12 protein-coding genes and 1 pseudogene are annotated in these 17,779 nt (G+C 72.3%); 10 read left to right on the top strand and 3 right to left on the bottom strand.

Annotated features, from left to right (window positions below):
- The first annotated feature begins 193 nt into the window (after positions 1-193).
- The 3 genes from AC07EG_RS31680 (at position 194) to AC07EG_RS31670 (ending at position 5,513) form a co-directional block, all read left to right on the top strand.
- A complete protein-coding gene (locus tag AC07EG_RS31680; RefSeq protein WP_478256899.1) occupies positions 194-3,100 on the top strand; it encodes an alpha/beta fold hydrolase in 2,907 nt (968 codons plus the stop codon).
- Entirely contained in the window at positions 3,097-4,059 is a 963-nt protein-coding gene (locus tag AC07EG_RS31675; RefSeq protein ID WP_478256898.1) for an ABC transporter permease, read from the top strand. The genes AC07EG_RS31680 and AC07EG_RS31675 overlap by 4 nt, the downstream gene beginning before the upstream one ends.
- Before the next feature lie 89 nt (positions 4,060-4,148).
- Positions 4,149-5,513, top strand: a complete 1,365-nt coding sequence (locus AC07EG_RS31670; protein ID WP_478256897.1) for a S28 family serine protease — start codon at positions 4,149-4,151, stop codon at positions 5,511-5,513.
- A gap of 702 nt (positions 5,514-6,215) precedes the next feature.
- Here AC07EG_RS31670 and uvrB read toward each other — a convergent pair.
- Both uvrB and AC07EG_RS31660 read right to left on the bottom strand, forming a co-directional pair.
- Entirely contained in the window at positions 6,216-8,372 is a 2,157-nt protein-coding gene (gene uvrB, locus AC07EG_RS31665) for an excinuclease ABC subunit UvrB (protein WP_478256896.1), read from the bottom strand.
- Positions 8,373-8,411: 39 nt separating this feature from the next.
- The gene (locus AC07EG_RS31660) at positions 8,412-9,644 is read right to left on the bottom strand and encodes a DUF5685 family protein (protein WP_478256895.1); all 1,233 of its coding nucleotides are present in this window, start codon (positions 9,642-9,644) and stop codon (positions 8,412-8,414) included.
- Between the two features lie 50 nt (positions 9,645-9,694).
- On the opposite strand from AC07EG_RS31660, the gene AC07EG_RS31655 reads away from it, so the two are divergent.
- The 7 genes from AC07EG_RS31655 (at position 9,695) to AC07EG_RS31625 (ending at position 16,045) form a co-directional block, all read left to right on the top strand.
- Positions 9,695-10,207, top strand: coding sequence for a ribonuclease FAU-1 family protein (locus AC07EG_RS31655; RefSeq protein WP_478256894.1), 513 nt, complete (start codon positions 9,695-9,697; stop codon positions 10,205-10,207).
- Entirely contained in the window at positions 10,204-10,839 is a 636-nt protein-coding gene (locus tag AC07EG_RS31650) for an endonuclease V (RefSeq protein ID WP_478256893.1), read from the top strand. The genes AC07EG_RS31655 and AC07EG_RS31650 overlap by 4 nt, the downstream gene beginning before the upstream one ends.
- 127 nt (positions 10,840-10,966) lie before the next feature.
- The gene (locus AC07EG_RS31645) at positions 10,967-11,881 is read left to right on the top strand and encodes an ABC transporter ATP-binding protein (protein WP_478256892.1); all 915 of its coding nucleotides are present in this window, start codon (positions 10,967-10,969) and stop codon (positions 11,879-11,881) included.
- A complete protein-coding gene (locus tag AC07EG_RS31640) occupies positions 11,878-12,621 on the top strand; it encodes an ABC transporter permease (protein WP_478256891.1) in 744 nt (247 codons plus the stop codon). The genes AC07EG_RS31645 and AC07EG_RS31640 overlap by 4 nt, the downstream gene beginning before the upstream one ends.
- 90 nt (positions 12,622-12,711) lie before the next feature.
- Complete coding sequence (locus tag AC07EG_RS31635) at positions 12,712-14,139, top strand: glycosyltransferase family 39 protein (RefSeq protein WP_478256976.1); 1,428 nt, start codon at positions 12,712-12,714, stop codon at positions 14,137-14,139.
- Between the two features lie 20 nt (positions 14,140-14,159).
- Positions 14,160-15,416: a sensor histidine kinase gene (locus AC07EG_RS31630; RefSeq protein WP_478256890.1), complete on the top strand. Its 1,257-nt coding sequence runs from the start codon at positions 14,160-14,162 to the stop codon at positions 15,414-15,416.
- Positions 15,413-16,045, top strand: coding sequence for a response regulator (locus AC07EG_RS31625; RefSeq protein WP_478256889.1), 633 nt, complete (start codon positions 15,413-15,415; stop codon positions 16,043-16,045). The genes AC07EG_RS31630 and AC07EG_RS31625 overlap by 4 nt, the downstream gene beginning before the upstream one ends.
- Positions 16,046-16,842: 797 nt before the next feature.
- Here the strand turns inward: AC07EG_RS31625 and coaE are convergent.
- Positions 16,843-17,769: pseudogene (gene coaE / locus AC07EG_RS31620) on the bottom strand (dephospho-CoA kinase); the annotation flags it as partial.
- Between the last annotated feature and the right edge of the window lie 10 nt (positions 17,770-17,779).

Raw genomic sequence — 17,779 nt, 5'->3', positions numbered from 1 at the left:
TGAGGACGGCCGTGCTGACGACGCCACCGCGAAGGAATACTCCCCTCCACGTGCTTGACCATCTTCGCCGTTGAGCGTGACGAAAGCCAGCCGGGGTCATCGGTGTCACCGAATTGACCCCGTAACCTGCGTCACGTCCAGGCAACCTGATACCCACAGGGCACTCTCAGCAAACGTCCCATACGGTCACCCCGTGCCCCCAATTCCACTACTCCGGGACCGGCCGCGGCGCGCGATCGCGGTGGCGGCGGTCGTCGTGGTCGTCACCGCGGGCGTGTTCGCCTGGTCGCAAAGCGGTGAAGAGACTTCCGCGGTCCGCACCGAAGAGGCCACCGTCGAAGTCGCCGCGGCGCCCGGTTCGCCCGATCGTGTCCGCCTGGACACCACCCTCTACCTCCCCGAGGTGACCCCCGCGCCCGCCGTGCTGGTGCCACACGGCTTCGGCGGCAGCAAGAACAGCGTCGACGCCGACGCGCGGGAACTCGCCGACCGCGGCTTCGTCGTGCTGGCCTGGTCGGCCCGCGGTTTCGGCCGCAGCACGGGCCAGATCGCGCTGAACGACCCCGACCACGAGGTCGCCGACGCGCAGCGCCTGCTCGACAACCTGGCCCAGCGGCCGGAGGTGCGCACCGACGGCCCCGGCGACCCGCGCGTCGGCGTGACGGGCGGGTCCTACGGCGGTGCGCTTTCGCTGCTGCTGGCCGGGATCGACCGGCGCGTCGACGCCATCGCGCCGGTGATCACCTACAACGACCTGAGCCAGGGCCTGATCCCGAACTCGGCGACCCCGGCCGCCTCGGCGGCGGGCACGCCGGCGGAGAACGCCTTCGCCCCGGACGGGGTGTTCAAGCGGTCGTGGGCGGGCATCTTCTTCTCCGCCGGTTCCGGGGGTGCCGCCTCCGGCGACCCGGGCAACGAGGCCCCCGAAGCCGGTCAGGAGCAGGACGACAACTCGTCCGGCGGCTTCGGCGGCGGGCAGGACACCGCGGCCGCCGCCGGAGCCGCGGCCGCCGGTCAGCCCGGTGGCCCGGCCGGTCAGGGCGGTCCGGGCGGCCCGCCGGGTGCGGGCGATCCGTGCGGCCGGTTCACCGAAGCCGTCTGCCGCGCCTACTCCGACGTCGCCGCGACCGGCAAGGCCGGGCCGGAAACGCTGGACCTGCTGCGCCGCGTCTCCCCCGTTTCGGTGACCTCGAACATCACCGCGCCGACGCTGCTGGTGCAGGGCGAGCGGGACACCCTGTTCGGCCTCGACCAGTCCGACGCCTCCGCGCGGCAGATCGCCGCGGCCGGCGGCAAGGTCAAGACGATCTGGTACGCCGGGGGCCACGACGGCGGCCGCCCGGGGCCGAAGCTGCGGGCGCAGATCGGTGACTGGATGGCCTTCCACCTCAAGGGTGAAGGCAGCGATCCGGGCAGCGGCTTCGCCTACGACGTCCAGGGCGCCCTGCGCACCGACGGCGCGCCTTCGGTCCGCACGGTCGAAGCACCGGCCTACCCGGGCATCGGCGCACCACCGGCCGAGCGGCGGCAGATCGCGCTGACCGGGCCGGAGCAGCCGGTGGTGAACCCGCCGGGCGGCAATCCGGCGGCGGTCAGCGGCATTCCCGGGCTCAACGGCATCGCGGCCGGTTCCTCGCGGCTGGCCGGGCTGTTCTCGGTCGAGCCGCCGGGCCAGTCGGCGCGGTTCACCTCCGCCCCGGTCGACTCGCAGGTGCTGGTCACCGGCTCGTCGACGGTCCGGCTGCGGGTCGCGGCGAACGGCCCGGTCCCGCCGGACGGCGCGGTGCTGTTCGCGAAGCTGTACGACGCCGGCCAGGACGGCACCCGCACGCTGCCGGGCAACGCGGTCGCCCCGATCCGGCTCCCGGCGCTGCCCGCCGACGGCTCGGCCGTCGAGGTCACCGTGACGCTGCCACCGGTGGTGCGGCCGGTCGAGGCCGGGCATTCGCTGGTGCTCGTGGTCAGCACCACCGACCAGGCGTACGCCACGCCGGTGCAGCCCGCCACCTACCGGATTTCGCTGGCCGAAGGCGGTGCGCTCGGCGTCCCGGTGGTGCCGGGCACCGCGGTCAGCACCGGCTGGCCGGTGGGGCAGCTCCTCGGTATCGCGGGCACGCTGCTCGCCGCGCTGCTGGTGGCCGTGATCGCCGGCATCCGGCGCAAGCGGTCGCACGTGCTCGACGAGGAACTGGCCGAGACGCCGCTGGTGATCGAAAACCTGACCAAGGCTTACCCGGGCGGGGTCACCGCGGTGAAGGACCTGTCCTTCCGCGTGGAACCGGGCCAGGTGCTCGGCCTGCTCGGGCCGAACGGCGCCGGGAAGACCACCACGCTGCGCATGCTGATGGGCCTGATCACGCCGACCTCCGGGGACATCCGGGTGTTCGGCCACCGGATCACCTCCGGCGCGCCGGTGCTGTCGCGGATCGGGTCGTTCGTGGAGGGCTCCGGTTTCCTGCCGCACCTGTCCGGGCAGGACAACCTGCGGCTGTACTGGGACGCCACCGGGCGGCCCGCCGACCGGGCGCACTTCACCGAGGCGCTGGAGATCGCCGGGCTCGGCGACGCGGTGCACCGCAAGGTCCGCACCTACAGCCAGGGCATGCGCCAGCGGCTGGCGATCGCGCAGGCCATGCTCGGCCTGCCGCAGCTGCTGGTGCTCGACGAACCGGCCAACGGGCTCGACCCGCCACAGATCCACCAGATGCGCGAGGTGCTGCAGCGCTACGCCGCGACCGGCCGCACCGTGGTGGTGTCCAGCCACCTGCTCGCCGAGGTCGAGCAGACCTGCAGCCACGTGGTGGTGATGCACCGCGGCAGGCTGGTCGCCTCCGGCGAGGTCAACGACATCGTCGCGGCGGGCGGGGAGGCCACCTTCCGGGTGGACCGCCCGGACGCGGCCGCCGGGGCGCTGCGCGAGGCCGGGGTGTCCGATGTGGACATCGAGGGCAAGCTGGTGCACGCCGACCTCGACGGACTGCCGCGCGCCGAAGCGGTGGCCGTGCTGGTCAAGGCGGGCATCGCGGTCGAGCAGGCCGGGCCGCGGCGCCGGCTGGAAGACGCGTTCCTGCAACTGGTCGGAGAGGAGGCGAGCGCATGAGCAAGGCGGAGAAACCGGCCGTGGCCGACGCCGAGGCCGACCACGGCGTGCACACCGATCCGGCCGCGTTGCAGGAACTGACCGACGCCGCCAGCGCGGAGAAGACCGAGGTGGGCCCGGACGGGGCCGTCGCGGGTTACCGCGCCGGGCGCACCCTGCGCCTCGGGGTCGAACTGCGGCGCCAGCTCAAGCGGCGGCGCACGCAGCTGGTGCTCGGCCTCGTCGCGCTGCTGCCGTTCATCCTGGTGATCGCCTTCGAGATCGGGGAGGCGAACCCGAACCGGCGCTCGGGCGGGTTCGTCGACCTGGCCACCGCGAGCGCGCCGAACTTCGTGGTGCTGGCGCTGTTCGTCTCGGGCACGTTCCTGCTGCCGATGATCGTCGCGTTGTTCTTCGGCGACACCATCGCCAGCGAGGCGTCCTGGTCCAGCCTGAAGTACCTGCTCGCCATCCCGGTGCCGCGGCACCGGGTGCTGCGGCAGAAGGCGATCGTCTCGGCGCTGCTCTCGGCGATCGCGCTGGTGCTGCTGCCGCTGGTGTCGCTGCTGGTCGGGGTGGTCTGGTACGGCGCGGGTGACGCGATCTCCCCGACCGGGGACGCGGTCACCTTCGCCGACAGCCTGCTGGCGCTGGGCTTGGCGATCGTCTACATCATGATCCAGCTGGCCTGGGTGGCCGGGCTGGCGCTGCTGCTCAGCGTGCTCACCGACGCGCCGCTCGGCGCGGTCGGCGGGGCGGTGCTGGTGGCGATCGTGTCGCAGATCCTGGACCAGATCACCGCGCTGGAGGACCTGCGCAACTACCTGCCGACGCACTACTCGTTCGCGTGGATCGACCTGATCTCCACGGACATCGACTGGTCGAACATGGCCAGCGGGGCGCTGTCCTCGGTGCTGTTCGGCACGGTGTTCGGCCTGCTGGCCGCGCGCCGGTTCGCCACGAAGGACATCACCAGCTGATCGTCCGCGCGAGGCCCCGGTCGCCCGTCGGGTGGCCGGGGCCTTTTGGTCGATTGCCCACCGCGGGCGGATTCTGTGAAGATTCGTCGATGCGCAGGTTCGGTGCCGCGGTGGCGGCCTTGCTGATGGTCGTCCTGCTCGCCCCGAGCGCCCGGGCGGCCGAGAACATCGAGGACGCGCTGAAGCGGGTGCCGGGGTTGACCGTGGTTTCCGAGGAGACCGCGCCCGCCGGGTTCCGGTTCTTCAAGCTGACCTTCACCCAGCCCGCCGACCACCGCCGCCCCTGGGCCGGTTCGTTCGAGCAGCGGCTCACCCTGCTGCACCGGGACGTCCGGGCGCCGATGGTGATGTACACCAGCGGGTACAACGTCTCGGCGAACCCGAACCGCGCGGAGCCGACACAACTGGTCGACGGGAACCAGCTGTCGATGGAGTACCGGTACTTCTCGCCGTCGCGGCCGGAACCGGCGGACTGGCACCGGCAGCTGACCATCTGGCAGGCGGCCACCGACCAGCACCGGGTGGCGACGGCGTTTAAGGCGTTATACGGGGCTCGGTGGCTGGCCACCGGCGGGAGCAAGGGCGGGATGACCGCGGTGTACTTCCGCCGGTTCTACCCCGCCGACGTCCAGGGCACCATCGCCTATGTCGCACCGAACGACGTGCTGGACGGGGTGGATGTCCACGACCGGTTCCTGTCCACTGTGGGCGATGACCCGGCCTGCCGGGCGGCGCTGCGGGCGAACCAGCGCGAAGCGCTGCGGCGGCGGGATGAACTGGGAGCCCTGGCCGCGGCCGAAGCGGTTTCGAAGGGGTACACCTACGAGATCGTCGGCTCGCCGGACAAGGCGCTCGAAATCGCCGTGGTCGATTCGTACTTCACCTTCTGGCAGTACCAGACCCAGGCGGACTGCGCGCTGGTGCCGGGTCCTTCGGCCACCACGCAGGAGATCTTCGACTTCTTCGTGCGGGTGGAGAGCTTGAACACGTACGCGGACCAGGAGCTGGCCCGGTACGTGCCGTACTACTACCAGGCGGCTGTGCAGTTGGGGGCGCCCGCTTCGTACGACCGGCACCTGGCGGACCTGCTGCGGTACCCCGGTGCGAACGTACCGGCGACTTTTGTTCCGGTTCCGTTGCCCGCGTTCGACCGGTGGGCCATGCCGGATGTCGACCTGTGGGTGCGGATGCAGGGTGCGGAACTGCTGTTCGTCAATGGGGAGAACGATCCTTGGGGCGCTGAGCCGTTCCGGCTGGGACCGGGGACGCGGGATTCGTTCCGGTACACCGTTCCGGACGGCAACCACGGGGCGAAGATCGGGCAGCTACCGGTTGCGGATGCCGCCGCGGCCGCTGCCGTGGTTCGACGCTGGGCGGGGGTTTCGGAGGCCACCGCTCGTGCGATTCCCGGTTTGGATGAGGATCAGCTCCTGTTGCACCGGCCGCGCTTGTAGCCCGCTCCAGCGGGCCGCCCGCTCATCCTGGGACGGGCTCCGAGTGCACTCGGCTGCCTGAACGTGAATTCAGGCAGCCGGTTCGACGCTCGGGTAGCCGACAGCCGCGCCCCAGCCCTTCGTGGCTCAGCCCACACCCGCGGCACCCGCTTCCACGGCCGCACGGCCAGCCCGGCCCGCGCCGACCCAGCTCACCGCCCGCTCCGCCAGCCTCACAACCCGCGTCGGCTTGCCTTGCGGTCGTGCGGGGCAGGCTCACGGCCCACATCAGCTTGCCTCACGGTTCACATCAGCTTGCCTCACGGTTCACATCAGCTTGCCTCACGGTTCACATCAGCTTGCCTCACGGCCGCACCGCCCAGGCCCACCGCCGCGTCGAGCAGGCCCACGGCCGCGCCGGGTGAGCCCGCAGTCGTGCGGACCACCCAAGGCCGCACCACCCAGGCTCGCGGCCACACCACCCAAACCCACCACCCCGAGCAAGCCCGCGGCCATGCGGGCAACCCAAACCCACCGCCACGTCGAGCAAGCCCGCAATCGTGCGGGGCAACCCAAGCCCAGGCCCGCGATCGCACGGGCAGTCCCAAGGCCACGTCGAGTGGGCCCGCGCCCGGTACGGGTCGGGCCCACCGATGTGCGGCTCGGGTCTGTGGCCGCAAGGGCTTCGCCGGTTGCGAGGAACAGCCAGGGCTGGGCGTGGGGTTACTTGATGCCGGCCGCGTCCATGCCCCGCAGCTCCTTCTTCAGGTCGGCGACTTCGTCACGGAGGCGGGCGGCCAACTCGAACTGCAGGTCCCGGGCGGCCTGCATCATCTGGTCGGTCATCTGCTGGATGAGGTCGGCCAGTTCCGCACGCGGCATACCGGCGACATCCTTGTCCACCAGGACGCCCGAGCTCTTCGCCCCGCCGCCCTGCACGGGCTTCTTGCCCCGCGAGGCGTTCCGGCCGGAACCACCGACGGCGACCTCGTCGGTGTCTTCGGCTTCCGAGTACACCCGGTCCAGGATGTCGGCGATCTTCTTCCGCAGCGGCTGCGGATCCACCCCGCGCTCGGTGTTGTAGGCGATCTGCTTCGCCCGCCGCCGGTTGGTTTCGTCGATCGCGTGCTGCATCGAGTCGGTGATCTTGTCCGCGTACATGTGCACCTGGCCCGACACGTTCCGCGCCGCGCGGCCGATGGTCTGGATCAGCGAGGTCCCGCTGCGCAGGAAGCCCTCCTTGTCCGCGTCGAGAATGGCCACCAGCGAGACCTCGGGCAGGTCGAGCCCCTCCCGCAGCAGGTTGATGCCGATCAGCACGTCGAAGTCACCCGAGCGCAGCTGCCGCAGCAGCTCCACCCGCCGCAGCGTGTCCACCTCGGAGTGCAGGTAGCGCACCCGGATGCCCAGCTCGAGCAGGTAGTCGGTGAGGTCCTCGGCCATCTTCTTGGTCAGCGTGGTGACCAGCACCCGCTCGTCGCGGTCGGCCCGCTCGCGGATCTCGTGCACCAGGTCGTCGATCTGCCCCTCGGTCGGCTTGACCACCACCTCGGGATCGATCAGCCCGGTCGGCCGGATCACCTGCTCGACGAACTCACCGCCGGTCTGGCCCATCTCGTACGGCCCCGGCGTGGCCGAGAGGTACACCGTCTGGCCGATCCGGTCGGCGAACTCCTCCCAGGTCAGCGGCCGGTTGTCGGTGGCGCTGGGCAGCCGGAAGCCGAACTCGACCAGGTTCCGCTTGCGGGACATGTCGCCCTCGAACATGCCGCCGATCTGCGGCACCGTGACGTGCGACTCGTCGATGACCAGCAGGAAGTCCTCCGGGAAGTAGTCGATCAGGGTGGCCGGGGCGGAGCCGGCCGGGCGGCCGTCGATGTGCCGCGAGTAGTTCTCGATGCCCGAGCAGAACCCGACCTGGCGCATCATCTCGATGTCGTAGGCGGTGCGCATGCGCAGCCGCTGCGCCTCCAGCAGCTTGCCCTGCTTCTCCAGCTCGGCCAGCCGCTCCTCCAGCTCGGCCTCGATGCTCTTGATCGCCTTCTCCATGCGCTCCGGCCCGGCCACGTAGTGGGTGGCCGGGAAGATCCGCACCTCGTCCAGCTCCTGCACGATCTCGCCGGTCAGCGGGTGCAGGTAGTACAGCTTGTCGATCTCGTCACCGAAGAACTCGACCCGGATGGCCAGCTCCTCGTACGCCGGGATGATCTCCACCGTGTCGCCGCGCACCCGGAAGGTGCCGCGGGCGAAGGCGATGTCGTTGCGCGTGTACTGCACGTCGACCAGGGCGCGGAGCAGGGTGTCGCGCTCGACCTCGGCGCCGACGGCCAGCCGGGTGGACCGGTCGAGGTAGGACTGCGGGGTGCCGAGGCCGTAGATGCAGGACACGCTGGCGACCACGATCACGTCGCGCCGGGAGAGCAGGTTCATCGTGGCCGAGTGGCGCAGGCGCTCGACGTCGTCGTTGATCGACGAGTCCTTCTCGATGTAGGTGTCGGTCTGCGCGATGTACGCCTCGGGCTGGTAGTAGTCGTAGTAGCTGACGAAGTACTCGACCGCGTTGTGCGGGAAGAACTCGCGCAGCTCGTTCGCCAGCTGCGCGGCCAGCGTCTTGTTCGGCGCCATCACCAGCGTCGGCCGCTGGACGCGCTCGATCAGCCACGCCGTGGTGGCCGACTTGCCGGTACCGGTGGCGCCGAGCAGCACCACGTCCTTCTCGCCGCTGGTGATCCGGCGCTCCAGCTCGTCGATGGCGGCGGGCTGGTCACCGGCGGGCTGGTAGTCGCTGACCACCTTGAACCGCCCGTCGGCCCGGGGGACCTCGGAGACGGGGCGGAACTCGGACTGCGCCAGCACGGGGTGTTCGGTTGCGAAAGCCACGGGATCCAGGGTAGGCGCACCCACCGACAGTTTTCAGCCTCAGCAGCCGCAGTCGCAGTCGCAGCAGTCACAGCTGTCGCACCAGGCGTCGCGGGGCTTGCCGCTCCACGGGCCGGGGTACGGGTCGCGGCAGCACACCTGGCAGCTGCAGCACTCGTAGAAGGCGACCAGGCAGCCCAGCGCCGCACCGCGCTTGCGCGGCGGCACCCGGAACTTCGGCACCCAGCAGCAGCCGCCGTCGCCGTCGTGCACCCCGGGTCCGCGGTGCTTCCCCCGCTTCGGCGGCTCGCCGCCGGGACCGGTCGCGCCGGGCGGCGGCCCCTGGTGCGGCTGCCCGTACGGTCCGTAGTGACCGGGATGGCTGGGGTGGCTGGGGTGGCTGGGGTGTCCTTGAGGAGACGGGTGGCGTGCCTCGATCTCCAGGTGGCCGAAGGTCCGCCGCACGGCCTGCTCCAGCTCGTGCACCAGCAGCGCGTGGACCAGGGTGTCGTCGGTGAACCGCGCTTCGGACATGGCGAGCCGGACGCCGAGCACGGCGTCGTCGCAGTGGCGGCGCGCCTCGGCGAGGGTGGTGCCGGTGGCAGGCAGCGGGTTCCACGCGCCGGTCGCGGTGTCCTCGGCGAGGTCCTCGACCGCGTCGAGCAGGTGCGCCGCCCGGCCGAACAGCCTGCCCACCTCGGTCAGCGGCGCCACGTTGCCGGGCCGCCCGGCCAGCACGGCGGTCTGCGCGAACGCGGCCGCGGTGGCCTCCTCGGTGGGCTCGGTGGCCACCAGCACCGGATCGCCGAGCCGGACCGCGCGCTCCACCTCGCCCTGCCGGTCGACCGCCTCGGTGAGCACGGCGGTGTCGAAGCCGATCCGGGCGCCGGTGCGGCTGCCCTGGGCCGCCCAGCGCGAGGCCACCCGGCGGGCGGCCCCCGCCACCGCCTTGCGGCCGAAGGCGCCGTCCCCGTCTTCGACGTGGTCGCTGACCTTGGCCGAGGCGAGCACGAGCGAGACCGCGGCGGCCAGCTGGGCCCCGCTCCCCCGCGCCACCGACGTGGGCCGCATCGCGCGCAGCGGGCACGGCCCGGCGTCGCGGCGGCCCTCCGGCCGCGGGGTCTGGGCCTCGACCAGCGCCGAGATGACCAGGCCGTCGTAGTTGGTGACCACCCTGGCCAGCTGCCCGTGCTCGTCGCGCAGCGCCAGGCAGAGCCCGCAGAGGTGGGCCAGCCAGTCGGCGTGCTGGCCGGCGGACAGGCGGTGGCGGCAGGGCCGGATGATGCCGAACATGTGCTTCCCCTCGATCTTCCCGCGGGAACCTTAACCGGGAAGATGGGCGGATGAGCGCACATCCGCCCAAAGTGGAGACCTTCGACCCGGCCGCCGCGGTGAACATCGACAACAAGGGCATCCGCCGCGAGGTCGACGAGTTCCGGGTGGAGCCGCACGGGTTGTACATGGCGCGCCCGGCACCCGGCCGCGCCCAGTTCCACTACCTCGAATCCTGGCTGCTGCCCGCCCGCGGCCTGCGGGTCACCGACTTCTGGTTCAGCCCCGGCCACGAACGCGACCAGGACTTCTACCTCGACGTGGTGGAGGTGGAGACCGACGGCCGGACCTGGCGGGCCACCGACCTCTACCTCGACATCGTGCTGCGCGACGGCCGGGGCCTCGAGGTGATCGACACCGGCGAACTGCTCGAAGCCACGGTCGCCGGGCTGGTCACCCCGCGGGCCGCCGAACGCGCGCTGGAGACCGCCTACGCCACTGTGGACGGTCTGGCCGCGCACGGGCACCGGCTGCGCGACTGGCTGGCCACCACCGGTGAGCACCTGACCTGGCGCCGCCGGTGACCGGCTGGCCGTCCTCTGTGGACGAGGCGATCGCGGTGCAGCGGCGGCTGGCGCCCTCGGTGGTCCGGGAGGCACCACCGGGGTTCGCCCCGCGCACGGCGGCCGGGCTCGACGTGTCGTACACCCGCGGCCTGCGGGCGGCGGTGACCGTGCTCGACCTCGGCACCCTGGCGGTCGTCGACCAGGCCGTGGTCGAAGGCGAGGCCGATTTCCCCTACGTACCGGGGCTGTTCGCCTTCCGCGAGCTGCCGTCCCTGCTCGACGCGCTCGGCGGGCTGACCACCACACCGGACGTGCTCGTCTGCGACGGCCAGGGCCTGGCCCACCCGCGCCGCTTCGGCCTGGCCTGCCACGCCGGGGTGCTCACCGGCCTGCCCGCGCTCGGCGTCGGCAAGAACGCGCTGGGCACGTACGAACCGCCCGCACCCGAACGCGGTGCGTGGTCGGAGCTGGTCGACGGCGGCGAAGTGGTCGGCCGCGCACTGCGCACCCGTGACGGCGTCAAACCGGTCTTCGTCTCCATCGGGCACCGGATGGACCTGGACACCGCCTGCGCACTGGTGCTCGCCCTGACACCGCGGTTCCGCCTCCCCGAGACCACGCGCACCGCGGACCGGCTGTCGCGGGGCTGACCGGCCGCTCCACCGATCGGTGGATGCCCGGCCTCCGCCGGTGGACCGGTTCTCTGGCCGCCAGGGCGATCCGCCGCCCCCCTTTCCCGCGAGAACCTGGTGGCACACCGGGAAAGGGGGCGCACAGATGCCGATCATCGAGGTATCCGGCCTGCGCAAGCGCTACGGGGACAAGGTCGCCGTGGACGGGGTTTCGTTCACCGTCGAACGGGGGGAGATCTTCGGGATCCTCGGGCCGAACGGGGCGGGGAAGACCACCACCGTGGAATGCCTGGAGGGGCTGCGGAAGCCCGATGAGGGCACGATTTCCGTGCTGGGGCTGGACCCGCGGCGCGACACCGCCGAGTTGCGGCAGCGGCTCGGCGTGCAGCTCCAGCAGAGCGAGCTGCCCGAGAAGCTGAAGGTGCGGGAGGCGCTCGACCTCTACGCGTCCTTCTACCGCGAACCCGCCGATCCGGAGCGGCTGCTGGCCGACCTCGGGCTCTCGGACAAGCGGGACACCGCGTACAAGAAGCTCTCCGGCGGCCAGAAGCAGCGGCTGTCCATCGCGCTGGCGCTGATCGGCAGCCCGGAGGTGGCCGTGCTCGACGAGCTGACCACCGGGCTGGACCCGCAGGCCCGCCGCGACACCTGGGAGCTGATCGAGGACATCCGGGCGGGCGGGGTGACCATCGTGCTGGTCACCCACTTCATGGAGGAGGCCGAGCGCCTCTGCGACCGGATCGCGGTGATCGACCGGGGCAGGGTGGTCGCCATCGACAGCCCGGCCGGCCTGGTCGCCGGGGTGGACGACGAGCAGCGCATCCGGTTCCGCCCCTCGGCGCCGATCGAGGACGAGGCGTTCACCGCGCTGCCCGAGGTGCGCCGGGTGGAGCGCCACGGCGGCCAGGTGGTGATCACCGGCACCGGCAACGTGCTGCACGCGGTCACCTCGCTGCTGGCCAGGCGGCAGGTCATCGCCGGTGAACTGCGGGTCGAACAGGCCACTTTGGACGACGCCTTCGTGGCGCTGACCGGACGGAAGCTGGAGGACGTGCGATGAGCGCGCTGGGGAAACTGACCGCGGTCGAGGCGAAGCTGTTCCTGCGTGACCCCGGCGCGGCCATCGTGGTGCTCGGCGTGCCGGTCGCGCTGCTGGCGGTGTTCGGGCTGGTGCCGGGGGCGAAGGAACCGTCCGAGGAGTTCGGCGGGAAGGTGCCGCTGGACACCTTCATCGCGCCGCTGTCGGTGGCGATCCTGCTGGCCATGCTGGCGCTGACGATGTTCCCGGCGGCGATGGCCACCTACCGGGAGAAGGGCGTGCTGCGGCGGCTGTCGGCCAGCCCGGTGCCGCCGGTGCGGCTGCTCACCGCGCAGCTGGTGGTGAACCTGACCGCGGCGCTGGTGGTGGTGCTGCTGATCGTCGGCTTCGGCGCGGCGGTGCTCGGCATGGCGCTGCCCGCCAACCTCGGCGGCTTCCTGCTGGTCGCGGTGCTGGGCACGGCCGCGTTGTTCTCGGTCGGCCTGCTGATCGCGGCGCTGGCCCCGACCGGGCGGACCGCGGGTGGCCTCGGGGCCGCGGCGTTCTTCCCGATGCTGGCGCTGGGCGGGGTGTGGGTGCGCAAGGAGGACCTGCCGGACTTCCTGCAGCCGGTGGCCGACGTGCTGCCGCTGGGCTCCACGCTGAACGGCATGCGCGAGACCTGGTCCGGGGGTGACCCGGAGCTGCTGCAGCTCGGGGCGCTGGTGGTGGTCGGGGTGGTCTGCGGCGGGATCGCCGCCAGGTTCTTCCGCTGGGAGTGAGGCGTGACCACCACCGAAACGGTGCGGACGGCGGGCCCGGTCGAGGTCCGCCCGTTCGCCAAGGGGCCGGTGTTCGCCGTCGCCGGGGCGATGGCGGCTCTGCTCCTGCTGGTCAACGGCCGGTACGGCTACTTCGGCGACGAACTGTACTTCCTGGCGGCCGGTCGTCACCTGGACTGGGGGTATGCCGACCAGCCGCCGGTGCTCCCGCTGCTGGCGCACCTGGTGGACGCGCTCGCGCCGGGTTCGGTGTGGGCGCTGCGGTTGCCCGCCGTGCTGGCGGTGGTGGCCGCGGTGGTGCTCACCGCGTCGATCGCCAGGGAACTCGGCGGCGGCCGCCGGGCGCAGGTGCTGGCGGCCGGGGCGTTCGCGGTGAGCACGCAGTTCCTCGGCAGCGGCCACTACCTGGCCACCTCCACGCTGGACCCGCTGCTGTGGACGGCGGTGCTGTGGCTGCTCACCCGCTGGCTGCGCACCAGGGCCGACGGCCTGCTGCTGTGGGCCGGGCCGGTCACCGGACTGGCGCTCAACGTCAAGTTCCTGATCCCGGCGTTCTGGGTGTTCGCGCTGCTGTTCGCGGCCTGGCTCGGGCCGCGTGAGCTGCTCACCCGGCCGAAGCTGTGGCTCGGCGCCGCCATCGCGGTGGCCGCCGCCGTGCCGACCGTGCTGTGGCAGGCCGCGAACGGCTGGCCGCAGCTGGCGATGGGCGAGGCGATCGGCGACGAGAACCCGGACAAGCTGGCCACCGCGCTGAGCTTCCCGGTGGTCGCGCTCGCCACGGCCGGGGTGCTGACCGGCGCGGTGCTGGTCCTCTACGGACTGTGGCGGACGCTGCGCTCGCCGTCGCTGCGGTTCCTCGGCTGGACCGCGCTCGCGCTGACCGTGGTGTTCGCCGTGGCCGGTGGCCGCTTCTACTACGTGGCCGGCATGTACCCGCTGTGCTGGGCGGTCGCGGCGGTGCACCTGGAGGCGGGGTCGGCGCGGCGCTGGTGGCGGTGGGTGGCGAGCTGGCCGGTCTACGGGATCAGCGCGCTGATCGCCGTGCCGCTGACCCTGCCGGTGCTGCCCGCCTCGCTGCTGGACGCCCGCCCGGACCTGCCGCAGCCGGTGTTCGCCTCGGCCGAGCGGGGCTGGCCGGAGTTCGCCGACGACGTGGCCTCGGTCTACCGGTCGCTGCCGCCGGAGCAGCGGGCGCGGACCGCGATCGTCACCCAGGTGTACTGGCAGGCGTCCGCGCTGGACCACTACGGCCCGGAACGCGGGCTGCCCGAGCCGTACAGCGGCAACCGGGGGTACTGGACGCTGGCCACCCCACCGGCCTCGGCGGACACCGTGCTCTACGTGGGCGCGGACAGCCCGGTGCTGCGGGCGCACTTCGCCCGGGTCGAGCAGGCCGGGGTGGTCGACACCGGCAAACCGGTCCCGCTGTTCACCCAGGGCGCGCCGATCTGGCTGGCCACCGGGCCGTCGGCACCGCTGCCGCAGCTGTGGCCCGCCTTCCGCGACCTGGCGCTGTGACCCTGTTCGATAATGCCCCGGTGGGGAGCGAGCGGGAGCGGCCGACCTGGACCGGGTTGTCCGAGGACACGCCTGCGCACTGGGCGCCGTGGGTGCGCCGGATCGAGCTGTGGTTCCCCTACGTCATGCTCGGCCTCAGCGTGGTCATCCAGCCGTCGTCCTCCACCCAGCCCGCCGAGCACCAGCGCACCACGCTGGTGCTGGCGGGGGTGGCGCTGTGCTGGGTGGCGCTGACCGACACGCTGCCCCGGCTGCGCCTGCCGGACAACCGCTGGCTGCCGCTGGTCTCGCTGGCCGGGGTGCTGGCGCTGGCCGGGGTGCTGATGGCCAGGGAGACGCTCTACCTGCTGTTCCTGATCGTCGGCTTCTTCCACGCGCTGCGCCTGCGCCCCGGCTGGCTGATGCTGCTCGGCCTGCTCACCACCTCGGTGCTGATCAACAGCCTGGCCGGGGGCGGGCCGGCGCGGGCGCTCATCGAAAGCCCCGAGGTGTTCGTCCCGGTGGTGCTGGTGCAGACGCTGGCCATCGCCGGCGGCTCGCTGATGGGCGACAAGCTGGTGGAGCAGAGCGTCAAGCGGCGGGAGGCGCTGAAGAAGCTGGAAGCGGCGATGACCGAGAACGCCGGGCTGCACCGGCAACTGCTGGCGCAGGCGCGGGAGGCCGGGGTGCTCGACGAGCGGCAGCGGCTCAGCCGCGAGATCCACGACACCCTGGCCCAGGGCTTCACCGGCATCATCACCCAGCTCGAAGCCGCGCGGAACGAGCCGGCCGATCGGGACCGGCACCTCGACCTGGCCACCGCGCTGGCCAGGGAGAACCTCGCCGAGGCACGCCGTGCGGTGCACGCGCTGCGGCCCGAGGCGCTGGACGCCGCGCAGCTGCCGGACGCGCTGCGCGGGGTGGCCGGCCGCTGGTCCGACCGCAGCGGGGTGCCGATCGAGTTCACCACCACCGGCACGGTGCGCCCGCTGCACCCGGAGGTGGAGGCCACCCTGCTGCGGATCACCCAGGAGGCGCTGGCCAATGTGGACAAGCACGCCGCGGCGGGCCGCGCCGGGCTGACGCTGTCCTACATGGAGGACCAGGTGACCCTGGACGTGCGTGACGACGGGTGCGGGTTCGACCCGGCCGGGACGCGCCCCGGTGGTTACGGGCTGAGCGGGATGCGCCAGCGCGCCGAGCGGCTGGCCGGGTCGCTGCACGTGGAGTCCGAACCGGGCGGGGGCACCGCGATCTCGGTGAACCTGCCCGCCATCACCGCGCCGGAGGGCCGATGATCACCCTGCTCATCACCGACGACCACCCGGTGGTCCGCGACGGCCTGCGTGGCATCTTCACCGCCGAGCACGGGTTCGAGGTGCTCGGCGAGGCCGCCGACGGGGCGCGGGCGGTGGAGCTGGCCGAGCGGCTGCGCCCGGACGTGGTGCTGATGGACCTGCGGATGCCCGGCATGGACGGGATCGCCGCGATCACCGAACTGGGCAGGCGGGGCAATCCGGCCAAGGTGCTGGTGCTGACCACCTACGACACCGATTCGGACGTGCTGCCCGCGATCGAGGCCGGGGCCACCGGCTACCTGCTCAAGGACTCCCCGCGCGACGACCTGTTCCGGGGGGTGCGGGCGGCGGCCAGGGGTGAGTCCGTGCTCTCCCCCGCGGTGGCCAGCCGGATGATGGCGCAGATGCGGGCGCCGGCGAAGGAGCCGCTGAGCGGGCGCGAGCTGGAGGTGCTGGGCCTGATCGCGCGCGGCTCCACCAACAAGGAGGCGGCGGCGAAGCTGTTCATCAGCGAGGCCACGGTCAAGACGCACCTGCTGCACGCCTACGCGAAACTGGGCGTGAAGGACCGGGCGGCAGCGGTGGCGGTGGCGTACGAACGCGGCCTGCTCACCCCGCGACGGGGGTGACCTGGCGACCTGGAGTGGCTGCCGGGTGCCGCGCTGATCAGGTGCCCTGTTTCGAGAGCGGTGCTCTCGAAACAGAGCAGCGCACGCCTGGCACCTCACGATGAAGATGCCCGCAGACCGCGGCTGGCTTGCGAACCAGACCTGCTCACCACGGTGACCGGGAGCCGCGCCGAGACTTGCGGACGCGGCTTGCTCACCACGGCGACCTGGCCCAACAGCGGCGCGGCCAACAGGCGCCGCCTGCTCACCACGGCGAGCCTGACCGGGTGACCTGACGTGGCCGCGGAAATATGGCGCCAGCCACGTGCTCCGTTTCGAGAGCACCGCTCTCGAAACAGGCCAGCACACACCGGAGCCTACGAGCGTAACCCACCCACCTTACCACAAGGAGGCCCCGAAGCCGCGACGTTGCCCTGCCAACCATGCCTGATCACCACAACGAACCCGACCAGTGACCTGACGTAACCACCCGAGATGCCACGCCGGTCAGACGCTCCGTTTCGCGAGCACCGCTCTCGAAACGGAGCAGCGCACGCCGGAGCCGACAGGCGCAACCCGCCCACCTCACCACGAGGAGGCCCCGAAGCCGCGACGTTGCCCTGCCAACCATGCCTGATCACCACAACGAACCCGACCAGCGACCTGACGTAACCACCCGAGATGCCACGCCGGTCAGACGCTCCGTTCCGCGAGCACCGCTCTCGAAACAGAGCGGCGCACGCGGGGGCTTACGGGCGCCGCTTGGTCACCACGGCGAGGAAGCCTCGGCGGCGGCCAAAGCACATGGCGATCGCCTACGGAACCGCCTTGGTCACCACGGTGACCGTGACCGGGCGCCCCGGGTCCGCGCCCCGGTGCAACCCCGGCGGGTCCTCCGGGTCCCGCGGGAAACCCGCGTTCGCCAGTTCCTCGGCCACGTCGCCGTTCGTGGTCAGGCGCAGGTCGAGCACATCGGGGGCCTCCGGCACCGCGTCAGCCGTCGGGCCGATGTGCTCGAAGTTCTCCCCCTTGTCCCCGACCGCCGCGCGCAGGCGCGCGATCACCCGCTCGGCCTGCACCGGCCAGGTCTCGTCGCGGGGCACCGGCTTGAGCGACGGCAGCGGACGGCTGCGCCGGAGGCGGACGTTCGCCTCGTACGGCACGATCCGGTCCGCCCACAGCGCGTCCACTTCGGACAGCACGATGTCCGGCGCCCCGCCGTTGTCCAGCCAGACGTCGGCGACCAGGCGGCGCTGCTCGGTGCTCGCCTGCGCGGCGATCCGCGCGCGGGCGTCCGGCTCGGCCATGCCGCGGGACTCCACCAGCCGCCGCACCCGGACCTCGGGGTCGGCGTCGACCACCAGCACCAGGTGGTAGTGCGGGGCCAGGCCGTTCTCCACCAGCAGCGGCACGTCGTGCACCACGATGCCGTCGGCGGCGGCCTGGCCCATCAGCTCCGCGGTCCGCGCACCCACCCGCGGGTGCACGATCGCGTTGAGCCGCCGCCGGGACTCCTCGTCGGCGAACGCCTTGGCGGCCAGCGCGGGCCGGTTCAGCGTGCCGTCCGCGGCCAGCACGTCCTCACCGAAGGCGGCCACCACCTCGGCCAGGCCGTCGGTGCCCGGCTCGACCACTTCCCTGGCGATCCGGTCGGCGTCGATCACCAGCGCCCCGTGCTCGGCGAGCCGGGTCGCCACCGTCGACTTGCCCGCCCCGATCCCGCCGGTCAGCCCCACGCGCAGCATGGCCGCATTC

The sequence above is a fragment of the Amycolatopsis sp. NPDC045836 genome, assembly GCF_056431745.1.
This window is presented reverse-complemented; position numbering and strand designations above follow the sequence as displayed.

Coding starts and splice junctions, on each gene's coding strand:
- AC07EG_RS31675 (WP_478256898.1), top strand. CDS start 3,097: ATGAGCAAGGCGGAGAAACCGGCCGTGGCCGACGCCGAGGCCGACCAC.
- AC07EG_RS31670 (WP_478256897.1), top strand. CDS start 4,149: ATGCGCAGGTTCGGTGCCGCGGTGGCGGCCTTGCTGATGGTCGTCCTG.
- AC07EG_RS31660 (WP_478256895.1), bottom strand. CDS start 9,644: ATGTTCGGCATCATCCGGCCCTGCCGCCACCGCCTGTCCGCCGGCCAG.
- AC07EG_RS31655 (WP_478256894.1), top strand. CDS start 9,695: ATGAGCGCACATCCGCCCAAAGTGGAGACCTTCGACCCGGCCGCCGCG.
- AC07EG_RS31645 (WP_478256892.1), top strand. CDS start 10,967: ATGCCGATCATCGAGGTATCCGGCCTGCGCAAGCGCTACGGGGACAAG.
- AC07EG_RS31640 (WP_478256891.1), top strand. CDS start 11,878: ATGAGCGCGCTGGGGAAACTGACCGCGGTCGAGGCGAAGCTGTTCCTG.
- AC07EG_RS31635 (WP_478256976.1), top strand. CDS start 12,712: ATGGCGGCTCTGCTCCTGCTGGTCAACGGCCGGTACGGCTACTTCGGC.
- AC07EG_RS31625 (WP_478256889.1), top strand. CDS start 15,413: ATGATCACCCTGCTCATCACCGACGACCACCCGGTGGTCCGCGACGGC.